The organism is Bacteroides sp. AF32-8BH (assembly GCF_003435205.1).
In the GTDB taxonomy this organism is placed as follows: domain Bacteria; phylum Bacteroidota; class Bacteroidia; order Bacteroidales; family Bacteroidaceae; genus Bacteroides; species Bacteroides ovatus.
The window spans coordinates 1-22,616 of the sequence record NZ_QVLZ01000027.1; the positions used below are offsets into that span (position 1 = coordinate 1).

Consider the following 22,616-nt stretch of genomic DNA (forward strand, 5'->3'; position numbering starts at 1 on the left):
TCTGGGCTTTGCGCATAAAAAAGGCTGTGTCAGCGTTTTGACACAACCTCCTTTTCTTTTGTTAGGCGGATAAAAGGGAGTGAAAAAAATGTTAGTAGGTAAACAAATTCCTTTTTTTTCTTGTTAGTCTCATAGATTCTTATTACATTTGTGATACAAAAATATTAGCCGTATCGACTGGATCGGGAAACTCTTCAAATTAATCTGATGCACCGAGAAAGCTTCGTTCTTCAATGGCGGGCCACATCCTTCGGGACAGCTTTAAGCCGGTGGATTACAAAGAGGGCGAGCGCTCAAATCTTGTTCTATCAGAGTTTCATCACATCGTCGATGCGGCTTTTTTTATATACTTTTCTATGATATTTTATTTCTCCGGTACAGGTAATTCTAAGTGGATTGCAAATCAGCTTTCCAAAGAGCAAAAAGAAGAGTTGGTTTTTATTCCCGATGCGCTAAAGAATGAAGCATTGGAGTTTAGTTTGCAGGCAGGTGAAAAGATCGGTTTTGTATTTCCTATCTATTCGTGGGCTCCTCCTGAAATCGTACTTAATTTTATTCGGCAACTCTCTTTAAAGGGGTATAAAAGACAATATTTGTTTTTTGTTTGTTCCTGTGGGGATGATACCGGGCTTACGCAGCAGGTGCTGGAGAAGGCTTTGAGTCATAAAGGCTGGAAGTGTCATGCAGGCTTTTCTGTGACTATGCCCAATAATTATGTATTGCTTCCCGGTTTTGACGTAGATAAGAAAGAATTGGAGGAGAAAAAACTGGCAGATGCTATTCCGACTCTCAATCAAATAAATGCTTCAATAAGTAGGAGAGAGGAGTTGTTTCTTTGTCATGAAGGGAGTATTCCTTTTATTAAGACGAGGATTATCAATCCTTTATTTAATCGCTTTCAGATGTCTCCCGGGAATTTTTATACTACGGATGCTTGTATTGGATGTAAGCGTTGTGAGAAGAGTTGTCCGGTAGGGAATATTATGATGATGGGCAGAAAGCCTGTTTGGGGGATGGATTGCACCTCATGCCTGGCATGTTATCATGTTTGTCCGCAGCATGCGGTGCAATATGGGAAAAGAACGAAAGATAAAGGGCAGTATTTCAATCCTAATTAATCTACTCGCCAATTAATCTACTCGTCTTTGATTTTAATGCAGCAATTGGATAAGTCTTCAATGATAGCCAGGCTTTCTACTCTGACGCTTTGCTCCTCAAGTTTTTTACGCCCATTTTGGAAGGCTTTTTCAATAATGAATCCCATTCCTACCAAGTTTGCTCCGGATTGCTTGATGAGGTCGATAATGCCTAATGCGGCATTGCCATACGCGAGGAAGTCATCCACGAAAAGAACATTGTCATTTGGAGTGAGGAAATCGGCACTGATAACGACTTCATAATCACGATCTTTAGTGAATGAGTGCACAGTGGTGCTTAGTGCATTCTGGATGGTTTTAGGAGACTTCTTCTTTGCAAATACAACTGGTAAATCCATCAGGTAGCCTGTCATGATAGCAGGGGCGATGCCGCTGGCTTCGATTGTCATAATCTTATTTACGTTTGTGGCTGCAAAACGGCGGACAAACTCAACTCCGATTGATTTCATCAGGACAGGGTCCATTTGATGATTAATAAAACCGTCTACTTTCAGGATACCTCCTTCGTAGCACTTTCCGTCTTGCAGAATTCTTTTTTTAAGTAATTGCATGCTGTATGATATTAATTAAATAATGTGCTAATATTCCATTCCGCATGGTGAACAGCGGTTGGTATATTAGCACATGGAAATTTGAATTGTTACTTGTTGTCTCTTAAGTCTTTTACTCGGACGGCTTTTCCTTCGCTTTGCGGGAGAGAGCCTTTTTTTACCAGTTTAACTTTGGGAGTCACCAATATTTCATCCTTTAATTGGCGGGTTATATCCTTGCGGATCTTCTCCAGTTCAATATAATTGTCAGTGGAAAGGTCGCTTAATTCTACTTCGACGATCATCTCGTCTTGGTTGTTGACTGTTTCCAGTGTAATCAGGTAATTGCTGCCTAATTCGGGAAATTGTACGAGTATCTTTTCTACTTGCATCGGGAAGATATTTACTCCCTTGATAATGAACATATCATCACTGCGTCCCTTGATACGATCAATACGGATGTGCGTGCGGCCGCAGGGGCATTTTCCCGGAAGAATACGGGTTAAGTCACGGGTGCGATAGCGGATTAACGGCATCATCTCCCGGTCGAGAGTCGTAAGTACTAATTCTCCGATTTCTCCTTCCTGAACGGGTTCTCCTGTTTCCGGATCGATAATTTCTACCAGATAACAGTCTTCCCAGAAGTGCATTCCGTTTTGTTCCTGACATTCGAAAGCAACACCGGGACCGTTCATTTCTGTCATACCGAAGCTGTTGTATGCTTTTACGCCCAGCATCTTTTCTATTTTCCGGCGTTGTTCGTCGGTGTGAGGTTCAGCACCGATAACCAGCGTTTTCAGTGTGGTTCCTTTGGGATCAAGGCCTTCTTCCTGAAAGACTTCGGCAAGGCGGATGGCATAGCTGGGGATAGCATGTAAAGCGGTAGTCTTGAAGTCGTTGATGAATTTAATCTGTCGTTTACTGTTTCCGGCTGCGGCAGGGACTGTCAGACAGCCCAGGCGTTCTGCACCGTATTGGAAGCCTAACCCTCCTGTAAACATACCGTATCCGGAGCTGTTTTGGAAGACGTCGGTCTTGCGTATTCCTACTGCGTACAGGCAGCGGGCTACCAGGTTGGCCCAGGAGTCGAGATCGTGCTGTGAATGAACAATAACTGTCGGGTTTCCGGTAGTACCACTAGAAGAGTGAATACGTACACCATCATTGCTCATATCACCTGCTACCAGCCCGAAAGGATAGTGGGCACGCATATCGGCTTTGGTAGTAAAGGGCAATTTGCGGATATCGTCTAATGATTGTATGCTATCTGCAGTGATGCCATGTTTGCTGAAAACTTCTTTGTAATATGGGGAGTTTGCAGCTATATTGATTGTTTTCTTAAGCCGTCGAAGTTGTAATTCCTGCAACTTCTCCCGGCTCATGGTTTCTAGTTCTTCTTCCCAGTATTGTGTATTCATGATAATGCCTGTTATTACATTAGCTTTTCTGCAATTTCCTTGCCGGCAGCCAATGCTTTAAGATTCATTTCTACAATTGCTTCTCCCTTGCGCAGGAAGATTTCACGGATGCTGTCTTGTACTTTTCCGTAGTCGATGCCAAGGAATGGAATGGTTGCTCCCAGTAAGACTATGTTGGCAACGCGGGCGGAGCCTACTTCTTTGGCTACTTTGTCTACGTTCAACACAATTTTGTGAGGCAGCTTATTGATTTCTGCCATTACTTTGTCTGCTTCCGGATAATTGGGGATATTGACAAACGGAGTTTCGTTAGTCACTAACCAACCGTTAGGGCTAAGATAAGGGAGGTAGCGCAATCCTTCCATGGGTTCCAATGAAATGATAAGGTCGCATTTACCTGATGGGATCAAGTCTGAAGCAATCGGCTGGTCGCTGATACGGAGGTTGGATTGAACATCTCCTCCGCGTTGGCTCATTCCGTGCACTTCTGCTTGTTTCATATATAATCCTTCTTTCAAGGCAGCTTTGCCGATCACTGTAGCAATAGACAGAATTCCCTGTCCACCGACTCCTGATAATATAATGTCTTTCTTCATGGCTTACTTACTTCTTTTTTTGCGTGCTAATGTCTGGATACACTCTCTACGTGGAATAATGACAGATACACCACGGTATTCGATCTCTTCGCGAATGATTTGCTTCATCTCCTCATAGTTTTTCTTCAACGGAGTAACGACGCGGATATGAGCCGGATCTACTCCGATACCTGCACAGATCGCTTCGATACGTCCGGTTCCGGCAGAGTCCTGTCCGCCTGTCATGGCGGTAGTTTCATTGTCGGAGATGACGATGGTTACACTGGCATTCTCGTTCACACAATCTAATAGTCCGGTCATTCCGGAATGGGTGAATGTGGAGTCTCCGATGACAGCTACAGCCGGGAAAAGACCTCCGTCAGCCGCACCTTTCGCCATCGTGATGGAGGCGCCCATGTCTACGCATGAGTTGATTGCATTGAAAGGAGCATTCGCGCCTAGCGTGTAACAGCCGATGTCGCTGAATACTTTATGAGATGGGTATTCTTCTTTCAGAACTTCGGTTAGTGTGATATACATATCGCGATGTCCGCAACCTTCGCAAAGTGCAGGCGGACGCATTTCTACGACAGAAGGAATACCGAATTCTGATTTATTTTCTTTACCTACGGCGCGGGCTACAGAGTCAGGATTTAGTTCTCCATCCTGTGACAGGGTACCGTCCAAGCGTCCTTTTACTTTAACGCCGATGCCCAGATAACCTTTCAATTGTTTTTCTACAAATGGTTGTCCGTCTTCCAGAACGAGGATTTCGTCACAGGATTCAATCAATTGATGTAATTGCTTTTTAGGCAATGGATACTGGCCGATTTTAAGTACCGGATATTCGCAACCTTCAGGATAGTTTTCCATCAGATAGTTGTAGCCGATGCCACAAGCGATAATTCCTAACTTTTTGTTAGGACCATCTGTATATTTATTATAAGGTGATTCTTCCGAAGCTTTGATAAACTCGTCTTGGCGCGCAAGTAATACTTTGTAGCGTTTACGGGCATTTCCAGGTAACAAGATGAACTGACGAGGATCTTCGCTGAAAGAGATGCCATTCTGTGGTTTTTGTGCTTTGCGTTCTACTCCAGAGCGGGAGTGTGCAAGGCGGGTTACCATACGCATCAAGATAGGTTCGCCCAATTTTTCAGAGAATTCGAAACCACTGTATACCATATCATACGCTTCCTGCTGATTGCTGGGTTCGTACATAGGAATCAGTGAGAAATCTCCGTAGAAACGGCTGTCTTGTTCGTTCTGCGAAGAGTGCATGCTGGGGTCATCTGCTGCTATTACGATCAATCCGCCTTTCACACCTGTGATGGCAGAGTTGACAAAACAGTCGGCAGCTACATTCATACCTACGTGCTTCATACAAACTAATGCCCGTTTACCAACGAATGACATACCCAACGCAGCTTCCATCGCTGTTTTTTCATTGGCGCACCAACGGTTGTGTATATTCTGTTCGGTCGTTATTGGGGCCATTTGAATATATTCCGTAATTTCAGTTGAAGGAGTACCAGGATAGGCATAAACACCTGAAAGTCCGGCATCCAGTGCAGCTTGTGCAATGGCTTCATCGCCAAGTAAGAGTTGCTTGCTCATATATATTTCTTTTATTTAGTGTTGATCACAGTTTGTTAATCTATCGGGCAAAGATAGGCTTTTCCGTTCGTTTTATCACAAATTTACTTGAAAATCTTTCTTTCATTCAGGGCTTTCCAGTATTTTCTTGCATTTGCCATGTGGTCAGCATAATTGGATGCAAAGTTGTGAGTTCCGGAAAAATCTTCTTTAGCACACATGTAGATATAGTTATGTTTGGTATAGTTTAATACGCTGTCTATTCCCTTTTTAGAAGGGATACGGATGGGGCCTGGAGGCAGTCCGGTATTTATGTAGGTGTTATAGGGGGAGTCGACTTTTAAATTTTCGTTGGTGATTCGGCGCAGACCGAAATCCTGTAGTGCAAATTTGATGGTAGGATCTGCCTGCAAAGGCATATCTTGATGTAAACGGTTGATATATAATCCGGCTACTATTGGCTTTTCTTCGTTGTTGTTGGTTTCTTCTTCGACGATGGAAGCAAGAGTGCTGACTTCTTCCGGTGTCATGCCGATAGCGGTGGCTTGTGCCAGACGTTCTTTGTTCCAGAAGCGTTCGTGCTCATTCTTCATTCGTTTAAAGAAATCGTCTACGCTCATGTCCCAATATACCTGATAGGTTTCCGGTATGAAAAGGCTGGGGAGTGTTATGGTTGTGTATCCCATTTGAGCCTGGAAAGTAGAGTCGAATAACTGGCTGGCGATTTCGGCAGAGTCTATCATGAGTTGTTTTCCAATGCTTCGTGCTAACCGGTCTAATGTCCGGACACTTCCGATAGTAAGGTTCATAGGCTCCTGATAACCTCTGGAAAAACGGCTATATACATGATAAACATTGTCATTGGGGCGAATGGCATAACGACCGGTATGGATATTCTGATCGAAATCCTTGTATTTTGCCATCCACTGGAATCCGGTGAACTTATTGACATGCCCGAATTCTTTTATTTTATGGTAGATAGAATCGGCAGTATCATCCCGGTCTACATAAATATATACGGTTTTAGATGGGTGAAATTGGGGGGCAAACAGATAATAATAAAAGGTGCCTCCGGCAACTGCACAAAGGAGGAATGCTCCGATTAGAATTGATAGTAGAATATTTCTCTTTTTTTTCTTCATCTTTTGAGGTGTATTTAAAAAGTTCGTCAAAGATAAAAAGAATTTGGATAGGAGTGTTCTCTTTTTAGGATGAATCATAAGAAGACTATATCAAAAGTATGTTTTCTTTCGATGCGGTAATGAATCCATTCTTTCACGTTGCGTTTGCCTTGCTTGATTTATTCAGTTGCTTATTGTGCTGCTTGGCATTCATTGCAATTATCTTTTTGTTTCCAGCGTAGTTCCATTATTCCAATATATTGTGGGACTATTTTTTCGCAATATATGGGAATGTTTTCTCATAAAATAAGAGAATACTTTCCCACAATATGTGGGAATAAGACAATCTCTTGACGTTACAATGTGAAACCTTGAGAGTAATACAACAACTCCCTTTTATTGAAGTGCAAGTCTGTTTGTAACTAGAATGCCATTGGCACAGGGAAATGAATTCATTTCAGAGAAACGAGTTTTGCTACTTAATTAGGCCACAGGGAGTAATTAATATCTGCTTCTATTTTGTTTTCTATCTCATCGGGCAGAGGTGCGAAGAAATCTATGTTAGTCAGGTTCTCGATGCTATCTATTGTTACCGTATAGGATGATAGAGGTTCTACTGCCTGCTCATTATTGAATAAGAAACCGATAGCTCGCATCGGCTTGACAAAAGGAGAAAGGACTACTTTAAAAAACTTTTGAGGTACTACGACTTTATTCTTTCCGATTGTTTTGGGATGTTTTTCAATAATAGGGCCACATATAATAATGATGGCGCTGTCTGCTATAGCCCAATCCCGGATCTTTTCTTCCAGGTTTTTCCATCCTCTTCTGTTTAGTTGTGGATGTTGCGGACACATATTGCTGAAATAAAATGATTCTTTCATGGCTTCAGGACTCCATTTCATATCTGCTGCGGGAGCCATGTGTCCTTTGTCGTATCCTGAACGGGTATAGTCGGCATTTGTGGCAATCGGACCTGTCACTAGTGGATCGGCAATAAAGCGATTACCTCTTTTTTCTTTTCCTTTGGTTTCTTCCCTGGTTAATTCGTAAGAAACCCAATTGGGAATTTTTAAATCTTTGTTATATGATACCGTATATCCGCTATGGCGGATGATTTGTTCTTGCCGGGGAACTAGTGATACAGGTGTCTCCAGATCTTTGCCAAGTGGAATTTGAAGGGAGACATCGGTTTGAGGTTCATTATTATTCTGGGTATTAATCTGTTGGCAATATAAATAGACGCCAAAAAGAATAGGAATGAGCACAATGATGGCGATGATACATCCTAATCTGTTATTGGAATGTGATTTCTTTTTGAATAGCTTTCTGTTTTTACCTTTTTTACTTCGATTCATTGGTTAGCTAGTAATGGCGGGTTTGTTTTATTCTTCTTTTCTCATGCTGAATTCACAACCGCAATATTGTTGGTTGTAGAAGTTATACTCTTTAATGATGGCGATGCGTCGTTCGCTAAGTCCGCCTTTCCGCCAATTCTGTTCCCAGTATGTGACATCCGGGTATGAAGCGGTGGCATATTGTCCGGCTTCATTAATCTGCTCCAGACTTTTCCAACGACTGGAAGCAAGCGTTGTGGTTATTACGGAAAGGCCATGTTCATGTGCATAACGGGCGGTCTCCAATAAGCGTAGTTTAAAGCAACGTAGGCAGCGTCCTCCTCTTTCGGGTTCCTGCTCCATTCCTGCTATATGGCATCGCCAGTTTTCATGATCGTAATCAGCATCTATTATCTCCAATCCCAATGATTGGGCATAGCGTGTACATTCGTCTTTTCTTATCATATACTCTTCCAGCGGATAGATGTTAGGATTGCAATAATAGATAACAGGGGTGATGTGATGTTGCATCATACATTCAATAATGGCTGATGAACAAGGAGCACAACAGGTATGAAGTAAGACTTTATCGGCTCCTCCCGGAACTTCGAGTTGGAATTTCTTTTTCATGCTGTAAAGTTAATACATATTTACGATACGAGTCAATGGTTTATGCTTTATTCAGAATAGTTTTTTATAAAAATAGGAGGGAGGATATCTCCTTTATACTGTTTTTTATAAAATCTTGTTTATTGAACTAATTCACTAAATGAGTATGAATTAACTAATTAATCTCATCTTTTTTACTATTTTTGTCCATTCAAGTTTATAACAACTCAATAATGAATGAATTAAATTGCGGGCAAGGAGAGCAAAATGCAGGCCCGGAGAAGAAAAAAAGTACCTCGAAAATAGTGAAGAGAACTTTAGTTGTGGCTGCATTGGCTTTGGCGGTATATGTTGTATATTCCGTAGTTTATTTATTTGTCTCACCTGATCGTAATATTCAGCAGATCTATCTGGTTCCGGAAGATGCGGCATTTATTATTCAGTCATCGGCTCCGATTGAAGATTGGGAGAAGTTTAGTGGAAGCGAGACGTGGCAATGCCTGAAGAAAGCGAAATCTTTTGAGGAGGTGACGAAAAGTGTGGAGAAGCTGGATTCCGTTGTTAAAAGCAATAAGGTATTATTGTCGCTTGTTGGTGAGCGGGATATGCTTATTTCGCTCCATAAGACTCGTCCCACTAATTGGGATTTTCTACTTATCCTGGATATGCAGAAGACATCAAAGATGGACTTATTGAAAGACCAGGTTGAAACCGTATTGGTTATGAGTGGTTTTACTGTGACTAATCGGATGCATAATAGCATTAATATCCTTGAAATGCGCGATCCCGAGACGAGGGATATTTTCTATATTGCTTTTGTCGATAATCATTTGGTAGGTTCTTATACATCTGGACTTGTCGAGTCGGCTATTGATTCTCGTAATAAACCTAAAATCGGGCTTGATCAGTCTTTTATTGAAACAGAGAAGTTGGTTTCCGGTAAGGGACTTGTCAGGGTCTTCGTCAATTATGCGCGTGTACCTCAATTTATGTCTATTTATTTAGGTACAAGAAATGAGTACATTGATCTGTTTAGCAATTCCATGAATTTTGCCGGACTTTATTTAAATACGAATAAGGAGCGGATGGAAGTGAAAGGATATACGTTGAAAAAAGATTCTGCCGATCCTTATGTCACTGCTTTGTTGAATTCGGGAAAACATAAAATGAAAGCACATGAGATTCTGTCCGGGCGGACAGCTCTTTATACGAATATAGGTTTCAATAGTCCGGTGACCTTTGTAAAGGAACTGGAGAATGCACTGTCGGTTCACAATAAACAGTTGTATGATTCTTATCAAAGTTCCCGGAAAAAGATAGAAGGGTTATTCGGTATATCTTTGGAAGAAAACTTTTTGAGTTGGATGTCAGGAGAGTTTGCTATTATCCAATCCGAACCAGGTTTGTTAGGACATGATCCCGAACTGATTCTGGCTATCAGGGCTAAAAGTATTAAAGATGCCCGTAAGAACATGGAATTCATTGAAAAGAAGATTAAGCGACGTACTCCGGTTAAGATTAAGACTGCTAATTATAAGGATTTCGAGATTAATTATGTCGAAATGAAAGGCTTTTTCCGCTTGTTCTTTGGAAAGCTATTTGATAAATTTGAGAAGCCATACTATACTTATGTTGACGATTATGTAGTTTTTAGTAATAAAGCTGCTTCTTTACTTTCCTTTGTAGAAGATTACGAGCAGAAGAATTTATTAAAAAATAATCCGGGTTTTGAAAATGCACTGTCATATTTAAAATCAAGTTCTACTATTTTCTTATATACAGATGTGCGCAAGTTTTATTCCCAGTTGAAACCGATGATGAATCCTGCTACATGGAATGAAATACAATCAAACAAAGACGTTTTGTATTCATTTCCTTACTGGACTATGCAGATTATAGGAGAGGATCAGTCGGCTTCTTTGCAGTATGTGATGGATTATAGCCCATATCAACCGGAAGAGGTTGCCGTTGCTATTGCTACCGATGAAGATGATAAGGAAATGAACGAAGATGCAGAGACCGAAAAAGAGCAGATGAGCGAACTGAAACGTTTCTATATCGAAAAGTTTGAAGGAAACGTTTTACGGGAGTTTTATCCGGAGGGAGCATTGAAGAGTGAAGCGGAAGTAAAAGAAGGGAAACGCCATGGTCGTTACCGCGAATATTATGAAGATGGGACATTGAAACTTCGTGGAAAGTATGCAAATAATAAACCGAAGGGTACATGGAAGTACTATACCGAGGACGGAAAATTTGAACGCAAAGAAAAGTTTTAGATAACGTCAACAAAAGTTGATTTAAAAATTAAGCTCAAAAAATAATCGGATTCTTTTTGTTTTCTCAAATAAAGCTGTAATTTTGCACGCCGTAAACGAGAGACAAACGCCGCTATAGCTCAGTTGGTAGAGCAACGCATTCGTAACGCGTAGGTCGCCAGTTCAAGTCTGGCTAGCGGCTCTCAAATGGGAACCTATTAATTGTCTTATATTTAGCGGTTTAGGTTCCCGTTTTTATGTACTAGTTCTTCAATATATAGATTAAAAAAAAGGAAAAATTGTCCAGTGGTGGACAAAAAAACTTATCCAAAACTTATCCTTTAAATTTTAATCTATTATGGCAACTCTTAAACTTACAATTTTCAAAGCAAAAGTTTTAAAGGACGGGAGGCATAAAATAAGAATAGCCGTATGTCATAAGAAAGAGACATGTTATATTGTAACACGTTTCATTATTGATAACTTGTCGCAGTTTAAGGATGGACAAGTAACAAAGCGTCCTGATGCTTCAATTATTAATTCCAAGCTAAGAAGCATGATGAATGATCTACAGGATAAATTGGATGAAATAAACCATCAATCACTTTATTCTTGTAAGCAAATTAAAGATATGCTTATATCTGGCTTGGATTCGAAAGGAAAGCATAATATTACTTATCAAAAGGCTTGCAGTGATTTTATAAGTGAACTGAATTCTGAAGGAAGGGAAAGTTATGCTGTATTAATTGAAAGAAGTTGTCGATATTTTACGGAGTTCACTAGGGGAGAAATACCTATGTCAGATATAACTCCAAATATGATTGAAGGATTTTCAAAATACTTGAAAACAAAAAGGAACATAGGGAATACAACAATTGGGATGATGATGTCTCAAATAAAAGCTGTTATTAATAGAAATATAAATTCAGGTTATGTCAGATATGATATACATCCATTTGTGAACAAGAAAATTCCTAAATCTCCAGTTCGCGAAGTTGATATATCTTTGGAAAGCCTTAATATAATAAGGTGCAGTAATCCAAAAGAGAAAAAATACATTGTTGCAAGGGATGTGTTTATGCTTTCTTTTTATTTAGGCGGAATGAATTTAATAGATATAATGAATACTCGTTTTGTTAATGACAAAGTAGATTATGTCAGAATTAAAACGAGGCTTAAAACGGAAGCCGAACAGCATTGCCTACTTCCAATTACTGAACCTGCAAAGATGATAATAGATAGGTGGATAGATAATAAGACAAAAAAACTGGATTTTGGATATAAATTTTCGTATCATAATTTTTCAAGGTATACATGCCGATCTCTTGCTACATTAGCAAAGGATTTGGGAATAAAAGAAAAGGTAGTCTTTTATTCTGCTAGAAAGTCGTTCGCTCAATATGCTTTTGATTTAGGAATACCCGATAATGTAATAGACTATTGTCTTGCTCATTCAGACAAGGGTAGGGGAATTGTCAGGTATTACACAAAAACTCGGTTTAAGCAAGCTGAAATAGCTATAAATAGGGTTATTGATTATATTAATAATCCTGATAAATACAAGGAATATATTGAAATGAAAGCCGATATAATGATGATGAAAGGGTAGGGGAAGGCAGCTTATCCGGCTGCCTTTTCTATCTCAATTCAACAGGTTCATCCTCCCATGTTAGTTCTCGTCCAAGGATTTTCTTTATTGTACCTTTGGGGAGTTCGATGCATACATCATTATGCGGATCATAGTCCCAACATCCTTCATCTCTGTAGGGTTCTTCATCTCCTCCTCTTTCACAATAGACTTCACATTCAATAATACGTTCAGTCCCATCTTTGTCAACACATAAGTAAGTCATATTATTTTCCTTTCTCTATCTTTTCTCTAAATGTTCTCAACTGGTCAATAGTCGGGTAAAACGTAGGATTCTCCCAGTTCCTCGAAATCACCGCTATCATCGAATCAAGGTATTTTCCGCAATCGAGAATCTTGGCGCATTTATCTAACTGGAATTCCCCGGCTGGGTATCTCTTATTATTGAGCGTTTCTTTAGCCCAAGTTAATAGCTCGTTTATCGAGTCGTAGTCGTATTTCTTTTCTTCTGCCATAATGTTAGTTTTCGGCAAAGGTATAAAAAATCCCCGACTACATAGCCAGGGACAAACACAAAGATATAACCCTTGCAATAATCGCAAGAGGAATCAGCCAGTACAACCACCTTTCTAGGCGTTCCATAGCATCACCAGCAGAAGCCGGCAGAAATCCGAGTGATACCGGTCGTCGGCCTGTGAAATCAAATCATCTATGTAGTCTTTTTCTCTCATTTTCGACTGTTACATATATTCCTGCCAAAATGCCCCTTAATATCTTCGACATAAGTTTTTCCTGCAATGTTCACATAAGAAGTTCTTCGCTATCGGGAACATCTTCTGACCTACCTCACCGGAAAGATATTGGGCTTCCTCCCCGTAGGGATCAATATTGAATGCTTGTGAGATATGCCGGCACAAGTGCCCTTTTTCGTGGTCCCATGAGTTTTGGAACTCTCCCGGGGAAGAAGTGAGAGCAATTACCATCACAGTCTCACGCTCCTCAAAGTCCGAATAAGTAAGACCGGTATTGAGGGCCCCGGAAGATAGGTTTCTGTATGCCTGTTTGAAATCTTCCCCTCTACAACCGATACGGTGAAGTTCGCACAGAATCTCACTGGTCCAGTAAGTCGTTACGGCATAATACACCCTAACTCTCCAATCATATTTCGGTATGTAGAAATCCTGGACTATCATAATCAGAGCATATCATCCCACATTATAGGTGTGCCACTTCCGATACAATCCGCATAGAAACGGGTAAAAGGAAGTCCGTCATACCCGTCTGGATCATCTATGTAATCCTTCAAGAATAATGCCAAACGGGATTCATCTGTAATGGAACTCTTATAATAATCAGCTTTCGCCATATTGGCTACATATACGCAATCGTACCCGGCATCTTTCTCCAGTTTAATTCCGTATTTTTTCAGAAGCTCCTCCACCTCTTCCTTTTTGATCGGAACGAGTTTTTCCTTCTGCTTGGTAGTCTTGTTCTCAACTTCCATTTTAGAAACAGCCCATTCGCACATCTTCTTAGAGAAGTGCCAGCCGTATAATGACAGATAATTTTTCATTGCCGGCGGCATCTTGTCATACACATCTAGTCTTTGTCCCATAATAATTGCTTTATTAGAATAAGAGGGGATTTCTCCCCTCATACGATTAATAGAACTCACCGTTTGAGCGTCTGCGTCTGCGCTCTCCCATATCTCCGTACATAGGGGATTCCGGGAAATAACCCGGCATACGACGCTCGTTCATGCCATCGCTGTCGTAGCGTCCATTCTCACGGAATCCCATTCCACCGCCACGCATTTCACTCATGGCCTTCTCATAACCATGACGACAACCTTCACGATAAGCTTCTTCAATTTCGCTTTTTCCTCTCATTCCGAAGTCACGATCATATCCATCATGCTCTTCTCTAATTGTCCACATTCCCATATTATTTACTGTTTTTAGATGTCTCCTTTGTTCCAAGCTGTTCCATCAGTCGCTTATTCATTTCCATAAGGTCCGCCATATTCTTGCTCATTTCGGACATTTGACCTTTTAATGATGCTATTTCCTGCTCCTGTCTTTGCTTTTCTGCAAATTCAGGGTTAAGAATGGTTAGCATCTTGTCGCAGCCGGCAATCACGCTTTGATGAAAATCTATGCTGTTCAGAATATCAATGCTTTTCTGTTTCATAGATGTAACTTCCGAGTTCATTGCATCACGGGAACAGGATAATACAATATTACCGTTCTGTCCAAAATCCGCAATATCTCCTCCTGCCGGAAGATTCTGAAAAGTTGTGTTTTGGCCACTTATGTTAATTACAATATCCACAACCATTTCCGTCTGGGGAATTTGACCAATAGGAGTAGGCATAGGGTACTTGGGTTTAGGAGCCGAAACACTGACTACTGATCCTATTTCAATATAAGGATTCGCATCCTTATGAAGAATATACAACTGATTATTTGCTCTTAACGATTGAAACATAATGATTGATTTAATAGGGCTACCGCATTACACGATAGCCCGTGTTTTTACTTACTTTTTGCTGCTACCGCTTCCGAAGTTGGAGCTGCCGGAGTAGTCGGTCTATATCCTCCATTTACCAGATACAATTCGTTTGTATACTTGTTATAATGGATTTCATAGATGCCTGTACCGGCTAGGTTGGCGACTGTTACAGGCTCGTTATTGTAAGCCATCAACGGTCTTGTGTCCCCATTGGTCCCAATCAGTACAGGAAGCGTTGTTGCCGTCCCGGAAGGGATAGGCTGGCGAAGATTAACATAGAACCCTCCTACATAGTCCCGATTACGGAACGCATGATTAGGGAGTTCCAACGTCACATTCTCCGTGCCGACCGTTACCGATACAGTAGGCAAGGTGTTTAAGTTCACCCGCCCAATGCTCGGAAACAGAAAGGGGAATCCTGTAAAAAAGTTAGGCCACATAATTACCTCCTTTCTTACCGGATCAACCCCAGTAGTTATTACAACCGCATCCGCTACGTCCGTATGCTGCGTCACCGGCATAAGCACCGAAAGCAGCCGCACGGTAAGTATCCATGTTTACACCGACAATGTTAGGGTATTGAACCGGAACTGTGTTAGGCAACTTGCATTTGATTCCATCAACATCGCTTTGCAATGCTTGCAATCCCGCTGCAAGAGGTGCAATCTGTTGACCTACTGCATTTAAAATTGTAGCATTTTGGTTGCGTTGGGAGATTTCAGCAGTAAGGGTTGCCTTTTCCGCAGTAAGAGACGCAATCTTGTCCTGCAATGCCTGATTCTGCATAGCATCCAACTTGGCAATGATAGCCTGCGTATTAGCTGTTGCACTGTCACGCAAAGAAAGCGTATTTTGGTTGGCTGTGTTGACTAATGTATTAGTCTGGTTGCACATTGCAAGCTGGCTCTCATATCCTTGTGTGGCTACAAGCTGCTTCATGTCGCAGCAACAGTTGCAAATTTGAGATGTCAGAGCGTTGTTGCCTTGCATAATTGCAGTAAGGATGCTGTTGGTGTTCTGACCCATTTGGTTACCAAGCCCACAGATTGCCTGTGATACGGAGTTAATACCGGCAAGGATTTGATCGGAAGAAGTGTTCACGGCTTGTGCCAGTGATGCAATGTCGACACCGTTTCGGTTAAGTGTCTGCATAATCATCTCCCTTCCTTCGTTCGCCCCCTGATTATTATTGCCGCCAAAGCCGAAATTACCATTTCCGAAAATAGCTGCAATCACAATAAGCGCAATGATGTCTTGAAAACCACCATTGTTACCAAAGAAGCCACCGTTGCCATTGCCGCCTCCAAGCAGACCCATCAGGTAACCGGTGTCAACTCCTCTGTTTTGCAAAGACGGAAGAATAGAAGCAAGCAGGCCGTTTCCTGAAGCCGCTCCACCGTCCTGATTAAAAACGTACGTTCTTTCCATAGAGATTTATACTTTTTATTACGGTCAATATCAACCGCACACAAAAGTATATATTAGCGATATCATAAATCAGCACTCATTTGCAAGCGATTTGCGAATATTTTGCAGATATATTGCAATCATTTTGTTTGTATTTTTGCGGCTCTCGAAAGTGGATATAAGATAGCGTATACTGGCAGATGTCTTATGAAGTAGAGCGGCTATCTGTTCAGGATATAGACCGTATTCAGTAAGGAAGAATACTACGATAGAGCGGGCATCGACAACCTCGGTCACTTTGCTTGATGAAAGGATTAGTTCAGTAGAAACTTCAGTTTCTTTTCCTACAAGGTTCAATATTTCGGCAAAAATCTCTGACTTACACATGGTAATTAATTTTTTTGTTGTACTTTTGCCCTTGCCAATCGAATTATACAGAACAAAGAACAAAAGCATGCTGAATAATGTTAAGGATATTATAACCCCTGGCACATCTTCGGCATGCTTTTGTATGTTTAAAAGTTCGATTGGCGTCAACTTTTGTGCTAGGGGTTCTTTTTACTCTGTCCCCCGAAAGAGCTACATTTGTTATAATAACCGGCCTTCTACTTTACCGGGTAAACTTAGTGCTTAGGATTAATTAATGTATCATTTTGCCCTCCTTTCTTGATAAACCTTTTTCCAACGGAAATTGTTATATAGGTAAAACTTAAACTTTTCATACCGGAAACGGTCTGTGAAGATAGTGCCGGTTAATTTCTGAATAGCTTAAGCATTAACACAATAGATAGTATTACAATTACGCCAACAGCCCAGCCGCCAAGCTCTATTTTCATCCGCTGCCACCGGGTTAATTGTTTCTCCACCGGATAAGGGATCTGCACGGAATCGGTCAGCATAACCGTATCTGTTTTGTTAATTGTCAGATACCGGTATTTATACCGATACTTCTCCTTGTAGACAGTATCTCCCTTTACGAATAGGAATATACTGTCATGCTCATAGATGCTGTCAAAACGGATGCTATCACGTGTCTTATACTCCGTCTTCACAGTCTCTACCGGAACATACTTGATGCTCCGGCAGGATGTGAGACATATTGCCAATGTCAATAGAATGATGTAGAGCAAGTTTTTCATAAAACACTATCGCTTGAAGACCACTCCGAACTTGCCAGCAAAGTATTCAATTCTTCGCCTTCGTATACCGGATAAGGATAAGACACAATCGGTGTCTCTCCGTCCTCTGAAAGAGTCATAATCATTTTACTTGCAAATATTTCAGCATAATGTTCGGCTTTCATCAAAGCCTTTTTACCATTCAAGCTTATACGAGGCACTAAATTTCTTTTATCCAGCTCCTCTTGTGGAACTTCCTCCAAATCGGAATATGGAAAAACGATGTACTGTAACGTTGACATAAGTTATTTTATAAATGTTATTTTGTTAATAATTTCGTTCAAATTCGCTGTGGGGAATGTAATGTATTTCATAATTGCTATTAAAACGTTTTATTTGCGATTAGGAAGGAAGCAATTTTTTTAGCTATTTCCTTGAATCCTTTTTTAGGGTGTGTACCATCACTATCATTAAAGTATTGGCTGAAATTATACTTATTCCACCCCAACGTATTATACATATCACAGCATGGGATATGGTTAAGTCTTACTTCATTTTCAATAGCTTCACTAAAATCTTTAAGTGTCCCATTTTTCAATGAGTCAGAGGTGTTAGGCTCATTGCTTCCTGATTGTGGAAGATATGGTTGTTCAGTGCTACCCATCCTATCACTCCAATACCTATCATCCCATTCGGAAATAGAGTAAGACGAATATCGAACAATAGGGGTGAACCAATAGATTTTCACATGAGGGTATGTCGATGATAACAATCTTATAATTTCATTGACAGCTCCTAAAGTCTTACCAATATCCGTACTTCCACTCTCACCTAAAGTCGCAGAATATGAAGGCCAGTCATTTGTTCCTGCAAAAACTGTAACTGCATCAACAGAATCCCAATCTACGGACTTCAACAACTCAATTATAGCTGTTTTATCACTATTTTTAAGCTCCTTCAAATAGGTCGCAGCATTTTCTTGCATAGTGAAATCCTGGGAGCAAGCGGCTTTCACCATGTTTATAACATCCAGTGCGGCATATCCCTGCAATTCGCTAGTAGGAGTTTCTACAGGGTGGGTCCTCTGGCGAATCTGTGTGCCCCCAATACCTACATTAAACACTTTTGCACCATAAAATTTCTCGATATAATCACTATAACTACGACCTTTATCATCTTTAAGCTCTGTAATACTATCTCCAAATGCTACAATTTTAGAACCTTTCAAATCTATGTTATTTAGTATATATTCCATAGAATCAGGAGTCGTGTAAGTAAATGAATAATCTACAGGTTCGATTACCTCATCATCAATACTCGTAGAATAGATATATAAATAAGGATATCCGGGCTGAATATTAATTTCTATTTCAGTATCAAATGATTGATTTTTGAGGTAAACCTTAAGTGTTCCGGATTGGCTATCCTTGTAATATATATTAAAAACAGGAACTGTAGGAGAAGCACATTGAACTTTCAAAAAAATAGGTAATTTCATGTTGGGAAAAGGGACATAAATAGCTATTCTTTTCATAGTAGATTGAAGCACTTCTTTGCGAATAATACCATCTAACGCTATTCTTATATTTTCGTTGTTTCGGTCGATAGCTTGTGCATATTCAATCCAAGCCTTTTCGGTAGTTCCGATTTCCTGTATCTTTTCTAAATTTTCCATATCATTCGTTTTTAATTAATGTTTCATTTGAAATTAAAGTCTCGTTATTCAGCATTGTCAAGTAGCTGGAGATAACAAGGTTTATCTTTTGAGGGGATTTGACTATCTTTCCCGTAATCTCGTAAACGCCATTATCACCAGATATGGATATGTCGCTGATAGCATTGCACGACACCTCCATTAGCTTATCAGAGGTATTTGGCAACGTTACAGTGATGGTAACCATGCTATCTACAGAGATATATTCTCCGGGATTAACAGAATAGGAAATGGAAGAATAAGGTAGATTACTCTTCACTATCGGTCTGAACTCCACCATATCCGGATACAGCGTACCCAGCTTGTGCTTCTTCAACTGACGCTCGATCAAGAACTCGGACATACTATATGGGAAGGACATGAGAGAGTAGATAGCTCCATTGAAGAAACGAGAATCTCTATCTCGAATTGTTCCTAGCCACATGGAGTCACTATCTTCCGCTGTCCCTGCCTCAATTGATACTCCGTTGTATAAGTACTTAGATAAATACGATATTTTCCTTGATTTTTCTATATTTAAATTAGTGGTATTTAGCCCAAAACTATAACAACTCCCCGCATTTGCCTCTAGTTCTAGGATAAACGCTCCCGGATTTCCTTTACTAACAATACCTCCATCTGATGCTTCTATTTCTCTATCAGCAACAACAGTATAATCCTTGTAAATCGGCATCCCTGTCACCTTACCGAAGTCACTTACTCCGTCAAGGCGGAGAGCACCTGCGTGGGAGGGAATCTGGGTGATAGTTATATTGCATGGTTCATTTACAATTCCTGGAATACCTCCAAATCTTAATGTTAAATCCGTAGCTCCATCAGGTAAAATATATGAATATACACCATCTTGTTTTATATCATTATATATAATTCCCGTAGAAGTAGTGTACTTTATCTCCAAATGCAGCCCTATTGATTGCATCAATTCTGATACACCATTAACATTAATGGAATAAGTACCGTTAACAGTTGGATAATTTACAATAGTTGAATACGTATTGGCAATAGTTGCCGTGACTTTCCAATTAGGATAATTATACTTCCCAATACCACTATCCCCATCCCAAGCTAGATTGTTCAACTGAATATCCCTACCATTACCTGAAAAGTCAATCAGCTTGTCACCAAACTCTGCGTGGTTCTCGTTGGTGATTCCCTGCTTGATGGTGTTACACAGTATATCAGGTTTAAGAGTTCTATCCAAGTTATAGTAGGCTATTACCTGATTAATCTCATCAGTAGTCAGTACTCTATTGGCAATGAAAGTCCAGTACCAAGCGAGTTGAGATATATTTTGAATGATACCGGCACTTTTAAAACCTGTAACATAATACTTATTATCAAGACCTAAAGATGTGGAAGTTCTAACTATATAATCATTCTTATCACCTAATATATTATTTATAACAATAGCATTCTCTTTATAGTTATAAGTATAGCCATATATTCCTGTTTTATCAGTATTTATTCCTCTATTGGCAACAAATGTATGGTCTTCTTTTAATTCTCCAATTAGATTTGTCCAATTGTTATCCAATGATAACTTATGAATCATACTCACCACCGTAATCTCGTTACTACCTCCCAGCATCTCCTGTACTGTCTTGGTGGAAGTAATCAGGTCATCAACTCCGTCGGTGACGAAGGCGCCATAGTAAGGACTATCTTTATCTGCGTAGCCACTTCCTTCAGTGTAAGCTGCGTTGCTGATTACAAACGGATTGTCAGGGTCTACCAAGTTCTTAACTATAGCCCTGTCCGGATCGTCGTTACTCTTACCGTAGCAGATGCACACAGCTTTCAAGGAGGCTAAGACTTCCGGGTCGATGTAAGGACGCTCGGAAGCAGCTCCCGGAACTCCCAACTTAATCGCATTGATGCGGATAGGATCAAGCCCTATCCGGTCAAGCCTAATCGGATTTAATCCTATCGCTCCCATTATTCTTCTGATTCAAAGTATTGAGCCTTGACAGGCTGCGTTTCACATTCAACCTTGATGTATTGTCCGGGTATAAGACCGACAACGGGGCGGGCGAAATTCAGAGTAGTGAAATTTCTAGTCTCTACAACGGAGTATTTTTCTCCATCATAGCTTATATAAACAGCCAGTTTCCCGGATTCTTTAAACTCTAGCTGAAGCCCAATAGTTTCTGAATTTACTTGTATGGCATCGCTTAGGTAACGTTTTTCTGCGATCTGGCTAAATGTGATATCTGCTGATTTCATGATTGTTCCTCCTATTGATAAAGTTTATAATAAATCCCATCCGGCTTCTATGTCAGCCATAACAGCCGGAACTCCATTCTCAACACGTGAGATGGCAGCAGCAAAAGCGCACATGGTTGCTTTGTCGTTGATGTCCGGAACGTATGTGTTCGGGACTTGCATTTCGCTACATACACGGCTGATATATCCGGCTGTATTATTCTCGTTCTCCGGTGCCCACCGGTGGATAAAATCTGCCACCGTCTGACAGCCATGTCTTTTACGGTAGTTTTGCAAGGTTCGGATAAGGGCACGGTAGCCCCATTTCATTTCTGTAAACTGGAAGAACGATTTGTCCTCCTGCTTTTCTCTCAATCCCTGCCATTTATCTTTTGTGATCCGGATATTGCCCGGATTATTATTTCTCAAACCTCTTGGTAAACTCATGCTTATTTCCTCCTATAATATCAATGTTAATACTCCCAACGCCAGACCTACGCAATCACAGATGATGTCTTTAATTGAAAACTCTGTTTTCTTGAAGTATTTGTCGTATACTTCCTTCAGGACGAAGATCACGACGGTTATAATGATTGCTGACCACAGTGGCGTATATTTTGATAGCCACATAACTAAGTTCTGGCATACTATAATATGTGCCATGCCGTCTATTCCGATCTTGGATAGAAGCTTGCTGGCTAATGCGCTGATTTTATTTATGTGATTCATCACCCTTTACTTCTTTATTGTTGTTAAGCCTATCAACCAAACTATTAAACTTCCCATTAACATAAATCCCAATCCCAAATATACTGCCAGCATATATCAGACATTGAGCAAAAAACCACAATACACTGTCATGAATCTGACCTAACGGCTCTACAACAAAACCTGCAACGGATAATCCGACTCCAGCAAACAACATTCCCACTGCGGTCCATACTTGTATATCTTCTTTTGTATTCTTTTTCATACTAAACAGGTTAGATAAACGGTCAACAATGAAATTACCTCAATCCAGAACATCGGCTTTCTCTTTATGAAGTCGGAGATGAAGTTACCGGTCCAGTGCTCACTCATGGAGATAGCCATGTACGCAATGAATCCAGCCCATAACAATAACCAATACCAAGAATTGCAACCTACCCATATCTGGGAGAAGATTAAAGACATAGCAGCACCGATACAATGGGCGGTTTTCTGGCTTCCTTTGAAATTGGGAGATACACCCAATACAATCATCCCGACAACCGAAAGGAATACAAGAAACTGGCTGTTTTCCGTACTTGCTTCAAATGCTGCCGGAAGAAGCAATGCACCGGAGCCGATCATGCACAAACCGAACCAAAACTTATGCGTCAGGGCATAGTAGGTGTCACTGATAGAGTAAGGAATTTCCTCCATCTTTTTAATCATTGCAAAGACGTAGCCGGCAATGAGGATGAACGACATTAATACTAGTAGAATCATAGCTTTAT

28 protein-coding genes and 1 tRNA gene are annotated in these 22,616 nt (G+C 40.5%); 4 read left to right on the plus strand and 25 right to left on the minus strand.

The genetic code is table 11. From position 1 onward, the window contains the following. Positions 1-356: 356 nt before the first annotated feature. Entirely contained in the window at positions 357-1,118 is a 762-nt protein-coding gene (locus tag DWZ47_RS18580) for an EFR1 family ferrodoxin (protein WP_032843327.1), read from the plus strand. Positions 1,119-1,135: 17 nt separating this feature from the next. Here the strand turns inward: DWZ47_RS18580 and xpt are convergent, their stop codons facing one another. The 7 genes from xpt to DWZ47_RS18615 form a co-directional block, all read right to left on the minus strand. Beyond that, the gene (xpt, locus tag DWZ47_RS18585; protein ID WP_004297542.1) at positions 1,136-1,708 is read right to left on the minus strand and encodes a xanthine phosphoribosyltransferase; all 573 of its coding nucleotides are present in this window, start codon (positions 1,706-1,708) and stop codon (positions 1,136-1,138) included. Between the two features lie 89 nt (positions 1,709-1,797). Then, positions 1,798-3,105, minus strand: a complete 1,308-nt coding sequence (locus DWZ47_RS18590) for a phenylacetate--CoA ligase (RefSeq protein WP_004297543.1) — start codon at positions 3,103-3,105, stop codon at positions 1,798-1,800. 14 nt (positions 3,106-3,119) lie between these two features. Continuing rightward, the gene (locus tag DWZ47_RS18595; RefSeq protein ID WP_004307241.1) at positions 3,120-3,701 is read right to left on the minus strand and encodes an indolepyruvate oxidoreductase subunit beta; all 582 of its coding nucleotides are present in this window, start codon (positions 3,699-3,701) and stop codon (positions 3,120-3,122) included. A gap of 3 nt (positions 3,702-3,704) precedes the next feature. Continuing rightward, a complete protein-coding gene (locus tag DWZ47_RS18600) occupies positions 3,705-5,297 on the minus strand; it encodes a thiamine pyrophosphate-dependent enzyme (protein ID WP_004297545.1) in 1,593 nt (530 codons plus the stop codon). 83 nt (positions 5,298-5,380) lie between these two features. Further along, positions 5,381-6,418 (minus strand): endolytic transglycosylase MltG, encoded by a 1,038-nt coding sequence (gene mltG / locus DWZ47_RS18605; RefSeq protein ID WP_117514078.1) that lies wholly within the window; start codon positions 6,416-6,418, stop codon positions 5,381-5,383. A gap of 458 nt (positions 6,419-6,876) precedes the next feature. Further along, complete coding sequence (locus DWZ47_RS18610; RefSeq protein ID WP_117514079.1) at positions 6,877-7,755, minus strand: DNA/RNA non-specific endonuclease; 879 nt, start codon at positions 7,753-7,755, stop codon at positions 6,877-6,879. A 27-nt stretch (positions 7,756-7,782) separates the two neighbouring features. Further along, complete coding sequence (locus DWZ47_RS18615; protein WP_004297549.1) at positions 7,783-8,364, minus strand: epoxyqueuosine reductase QueH; 582 nt, start codon at positions 8,362-8,364, stop codon at positions 7,783-7,785. Positions 8,365-8,576: 212 nt separating this feature from the next. Between DWZ47_RS18615 and DWZ47_RS18620 the strand changes: the two genes are divergently transcribed. The 3 genes from DWZ47_RS18620 to DWZ47_RS18630 all read left to right on the plus strand — a co-directional run bounded on the left by DWZ47_RS18620 (position 8,577) and on the right by DWZ47_RS18630 (position 12,207). Further along, positions 8,577-10,619: a toxin-antitoxin system YwqK family antitoxin gene (locus tag DWZ47_RS18620; RefSeq protein ID WP_117514081.1), complete on the plus strand. Its 2,043-nt coding sequence runs from the start codon at positions 8,577-8,579 to the stop codon at positions 10,617-10,619. A 108-nt stretch (positions 10,620-10,727) separates the two neighbouring features. Then, positions 10,728-10,800 (plus strand) — tRNA-Thr (locus DWZ47_RS18625). Positions 10,801-10,956: 156 nt separating this feature from the next. Continuing rightward, positions 10,957-12,207: a site-specific integrase gene (locus tag DWZ47_RS18630; protein ID WP_117514082.1), complete on the plus strand. Its 1,251-nt coding sequence runs from the start codon at positions 10,957-10,959 to the stop codon at positions 12,205-12,207. A gap of 28 nt (positions 12,208-12,235) precedes the next feature. Here the strand turns inward: DWZ47_RS18630 and DWZ47_RS18635 are convergent, their stop codons facing one another. The 18 genes from DWZ47_RS18635 to DWZ47_RS18720 all read right to left on the minus strand — a co-directional run bounded on the left by DWZ47_RS18635 (position 12,236) and on the right by DWZ47_RS18720 (position 22,608). Continuing rightward, the gene (locus DWZ47_RS18635) at positions 12,236-12,451 is read right to left on the minus strand and encodes a fructan hydrolase (protein ID WP_117514084.1); all 216 of its coding nucleotides are present in this window, start codon (positions 12,449-12,451) and stop codon (positions 12,236-12,238) included. 1 nt (position 12,452) lies between these two features. Beyond that, the gene (locus DWZ47_RS18640; RefSeq protein ID WP_117514086.1) at positions 12,453-12,701 is read right to left on the minus strand and encodes a DUF6965 family protein; all 249 of its coding nucleotides are present in this window, start codon (positions 12,699-12,701) and stop codon (positions 12,453-12,455) included. A 252-nt stretch (positions 12,702-12,953) separates the two neighbouring features. Further along, positions 12,954-13,379, minus strand: a complete 426-nt coding sequence (locus tag DWZ47_RS18645; RefSeq protein WP_117514088.1) for a hypothetical protein — start codon at positions 13,377-13,379, stop codon at positions 12,954-12,956. Positions 13,380-13,381: 2 nt separating this feature from the next. After that, positions 13,382-13,801: a hypothetical protein gene (locus tag DWZ47_RS18650; RefSeq protein WP_117514299.1), complete on the minus strand. Its 420-nt coding sequence runs from the start codon at positions 13,799-13,801 to the stop codon at positions 13,382-13,384. A gap of 46 nt (positions 13,802-13,847) precedes the next feature. After that, positions 13,848-14,123 (minus strand): hypothetical protein, encoded by a 276-nt coding sequence (locus DWZ47_RS18655; RefSeq protein WP_229092803.1) that lies wholly within the window; start codon positions 14,121-14,123, stop codon positions 13,848-13,850. Between the two features lie 7 nt (positions 14,124-14,130). Next, positions 14,131-14,673 carry a hypothetical protein gene (locus DWZ47_RS18660; protein ID WP_117514092.1) on the minus strand — a complete coding sequence of 181 codons (543 nt, stop codon included), beginning with the start codon at positions 14,671-14,673 and terminating at the stop codon, positions 14,131-14,133. Positions 14,674-14,720: 47 nt separating this feature from the next. Beyond that, complete coding sequence (locus DWZ47_RS18665; protein ID WP_117514093.1) at positions 14,721-15,137, minus strand: hypothetical protein; 417 nt, start codon at positions 15,135-15,137, stop codon at positions 14,721-14,723. Between the two features lie 22 nt (positions 15,138-15,159). Further along, positions 15,160-16,125 carry a hypothetical protein gene (locus tag DWZ47_RS18670; protein ID WP_117514095.1) on the minus strand — a complete coding sequence of 322 codons (966 nt, stop codon included), beginning with the start codon at positions 16,123-16,125 and terminating at the stop codon, positions 15,160-15,162. A 69-nt stretch (positions 16,126-16,194) separates the two neighbouring features. Continuing rightward, a complete protein-coding gene (locus DWZ47_RS18675) occupies positions 16,195-16,491 on the minus strand; it encodes a hypothetical protein (RefSeq protein ID WP_117514301.1) in 297 nt (98 codons plus the stop codon). Positions 16,492-16,856: 365 nt separating this feature from the next. Then, positions 16,857-17,243, minus strand: a complete 387-nt coding sequence (locus DWZ47_RS18680) for a hypothetical protein (RefSeq protein WP_117514097.1) — start codon at positions 17,241-17,243, stop codon at positions 16,857-16,859. Beyond that, a complete protein-coding gene (locus DWZ47_RS18685) occupies positions 17,240-17,524 on the minus strand; it encodes a hypothetical protein (RefSeq protein ID WP_117514099.1) in 285 nt (94 codons plus the stop codon). The genes DWZ47_RS18680 and DWZ47_RS18685 overlap by 4 nt, the downstream gene beginning before the upstream one ends. 80 nt (positions 17,525-17,604) lie before the next feature. Continuing rightward, complete coding sequence (locus tag DWZ47_RS18690) at positions 17,605-18,897, minus strand: SGNH/GDSL hydrolase family protein (protein ID WP_117514100.1); 1,293 nt, start codon at positions 18,895-18,897, stop codon at positions 17,605-17,607. Position 18,898: 1 nt separating this feature from the next. Next, a complete protein-coding gene (locus DWZ47_RS18695) occupies positions 18,899-20,872 on the minus strand; it encodes a hypothetical protein (RefSeq protein ID WP_117514102.1) in 1,974 nt (657 codons plus the stop codon). Next, entirely contained in the window at positions 20,872-21,159 is a 288-nt protein-coding gene (locus DWZ47_RS18700) for a hypothetical protein (RefSeq protein ID WP_087318697.1), read from the minus strand. The genes DWZ47_RS18695 and DWZ47_RS18700 overlap by 1 nt, the downstream gene beginning before the upstream one ends. A gap of 24 nt (positions 21,160-21,183) precedes the next feature. Then, a complete protein-coding gene (locus DWZ47_RS18705) occupies positions 21,184-21,585 on the minus strand; it encodes a structural protein P5 (RefSeq protein WP_117514104.1) in 402 nt (133 codons plus the stop codon). A 70-nt stretch (positions 21,586-21,655) separates the two neighbouring features. Continuing rightward, positions 21,656-21,784 (minus strand): hypothetical protein, encoded by a 129-nt coding sequence (locus tag DWZ47_RS31270; protein ID WP_255421424.1) that lies wholly within the window; start codon positions 21,782-21,784, stop codon positions 21,656-21,658. 66 nt (positions 21,785-21,850) lie between these two features. Next, entirely contained in the window at positions 21,851-22,111 is a 261-nt protein-coding gene (locus DWZ47_RS18715) for a hypothetical protein (RefSeq protein ID WP_117514109.1), read from the minus strand. Then, positions 22,108-22,608 carry a hypothetical protein gene (locus DWZ47_RS18720; RefSeq protein WP_128131966.1) on the minus strand — a complete coding sequence of 167 codons (501 nt, stop codon included), beginning with the start codon at positions 22,606-22,608 and terminating at the stop codon, positions 22,108-22,110. Before DWZ47_RS18720 ends, DWZ47_RS18715 begins: the two co-directional genes overlap by 4 nt. Positions 22,609-22,616: the final 8 nt, after the last annotated feature.

Bases quoted from the DNA above. Each gene is read 5' to 3' on its own strand.
- DWZ47_RS31270 (WP_255421424.1), bottom strand. From the start codon at position 21,784: ATGCCAGAACTTAGTTATGTGGCTATCAAAATATACGCCACTGTGGTC.
- DWZ47_RS18635 (WP_117514084.1), bottom strand. From the start codon at position 12,451: ATGACTTACTTATGTGTTGACAAAGATGGGACTGAACGTATTATTGAA.
- DWZ47_RS18595 (WP_004307241.1), bottom strand. From the start codon at position 3,701: ATGAAGAAAGACATTATATTATCAGGAGTCGGTGGACAGGGAATTCTG.
- DWZ47_RS18615 (WP_004297549.1), bottom strand. From the start codon at position 8,364: ATGAAAAAGAAATTCCAACTCGAAGTTCCGGGAGGAGCCGATAAAGTC.
- DWZ47_RS18675 (WP_117514301.1), bottom strand. From the start codon at position 16,491: ATGTGTAAGTCAGAGATTTTTGCCGAAATATTGAACCTTGTAGGAAAA.
- DWZ47_RS18685 (WP_117514099.1), bottom strand. From the start codon at position 17,524: ATGTCAACGTTACAGTACATCGTTTTTCCATATTCCGATTTGGAGGAA.
- DWZ47_RS18720 (WP_128131966.1), bottom strand. From the start codon at position 22,608: ATGATTCTACTAGTATTAATGTCGTTCATCCTCATTGCCGGCTACGTC.
- mltG (WP_117514078.1), bottom strand. From the start codon at position 6,418: ATGAAGAAAAAAAAGAGAAATATTCTACTATCAATTCTAATCGGAGCA.
- DWZ47_RS18695 (WP_117514102.1), bottom strand. From the start codon at position 20,872: ATGGGAGCGATAGGATTAAATCCGATTAGGCTTGACCGGATAGGGCTT.
- DWZ47_RS18600 (WP_004297545.1), bottom strand. From the start codon at position 5,297: ATGAGCAAGCAACTCTTACTTGGCGATGAAGCCATTGCACAAGCTGCA.
- DWZ47_RS18660 (WP_117514092.1), bottom strand. From the start codon at position 14,673: ATGTTTCAATCGTTAAGAGCAAATAATCAGTTGTATATTCTTCATAAG.
- xpt (WP_004297542.1), bottom strand. From the start codon at position 1,708: ATGCAATTACTTAAAAAAAGAATTCTGCAAGACGGAAAGTGCTACGAA.
- DWZ47_RS18650 (WP_117514299.1), bottom strand. From the start codon at position 13,801: ATGGGACAAAGACTAGATGTGTATGACAAGATGCCGCCGGCAATGAAA.
- DWZ47_RS18620 (WP_117514081.1), top strand. From the start codon at position 8,577: ATGAATGAATTAAATTGCGGGCAAGGAGAGCAAAATGCAGGCCCGGAG.
- DWZ47_RS18705 (WP_117514104.1), bottom strand. From the start codon at position 21,585: ATGAGTTTACCAAGAGGTTTGAGAAATAATAATCCGGGCAATATCCGG.
- DWZ47_RS18610 (WP_117514079.1), bottom strand. From the start codon at position 7,755: ATGAATCGAAGTAAAAAAGGTAAAAACAGAAAGCTATTCAAAAAGAAA.
- DWZ47_RS18700 (WP_087318697.1), bottom strand. From the start codon at position 21,159: ATGAAATCAGCAGATATCACATTTAGCCAGATCGCAGAAAAACGTTAC.
- DWZ47_RS18670 (WP_117514095.1), bottom strand. From the start codon at position 16,125: ATGGAAAGAACGTACGTTTTTAATCAGGACGGTGGAGCGGCTTCAGGA.
- DWZ47_RS18640 (WP_117514086.1), bottom strand. From the start codon at position 12,701: ATGGCAGAAGAAAAGAAATACGACTACGACTCGATAAACGAGCTATTA.
- DWZ47_RS18630 (WP_117514082.1), top strand. From the start codon at position 10,957: ATGGCAACTCTTAAACTTACAATTTTCAAAGCAAAAGTTTTAAAGGAC.
- DWZ47_RS18580 (WP_032843327.1), top strand. From the start codon at position 357: ATGATATTTTATTTCTCCGGTACAGGTAATTCTAAGTGGATTGCAAAT.
- DWZ47_RS18715 (WP_117514109.1), bottom strand. From the start codon at position 22,111: ATGAAAAAGAATACAAAAGAAGATATACAAGTATGGACCGCAGTGGGA.
- DWZ47_RS18655 (WP_229092803.1), bottom strand. From the start codon at position 14,123: ATGTGGACAATTAGAGAAGAGCATGATGGATATGATCGTGACTTCGGA.
- DWZ47_RS18690 (WP_117514100.1), bottom strand. From the start codon at position 18,897: ATGGAAAATTTAGAAAAGATACAGGAAATCGGAACTACCGAAAAGGCT.
- DWZ47_RS18680 (WP_117514097.1), bottom strand. From the start codon at position 17,243: ATGAAAAACTTGCTCTACATCATTCTATTGACATTGGCAATATGTCTC.
- DWZ47_RS18665 (WP_117514093.1), bottom strand. From the start codon at position 15,137: ATGTGGCCTAACTTTTTTACAGGATTCCCCTTTCTGTTTCCGAGCATT.
- DWZ47_RS18590 (WP_004297543.1), bottom strand. From the start codon at position 3,105: ATGAATACACAATACTGGGAAGAAGAACTAGAAACCATGAGCCGGGAG.
- DWZ47_RS18645 (WP_117514088.1), bottom strand. From the start codon at position 13,379: ATGATAGTCCAGGATTTCTACATACCGAAATATGATTGGAGAGTTAGG.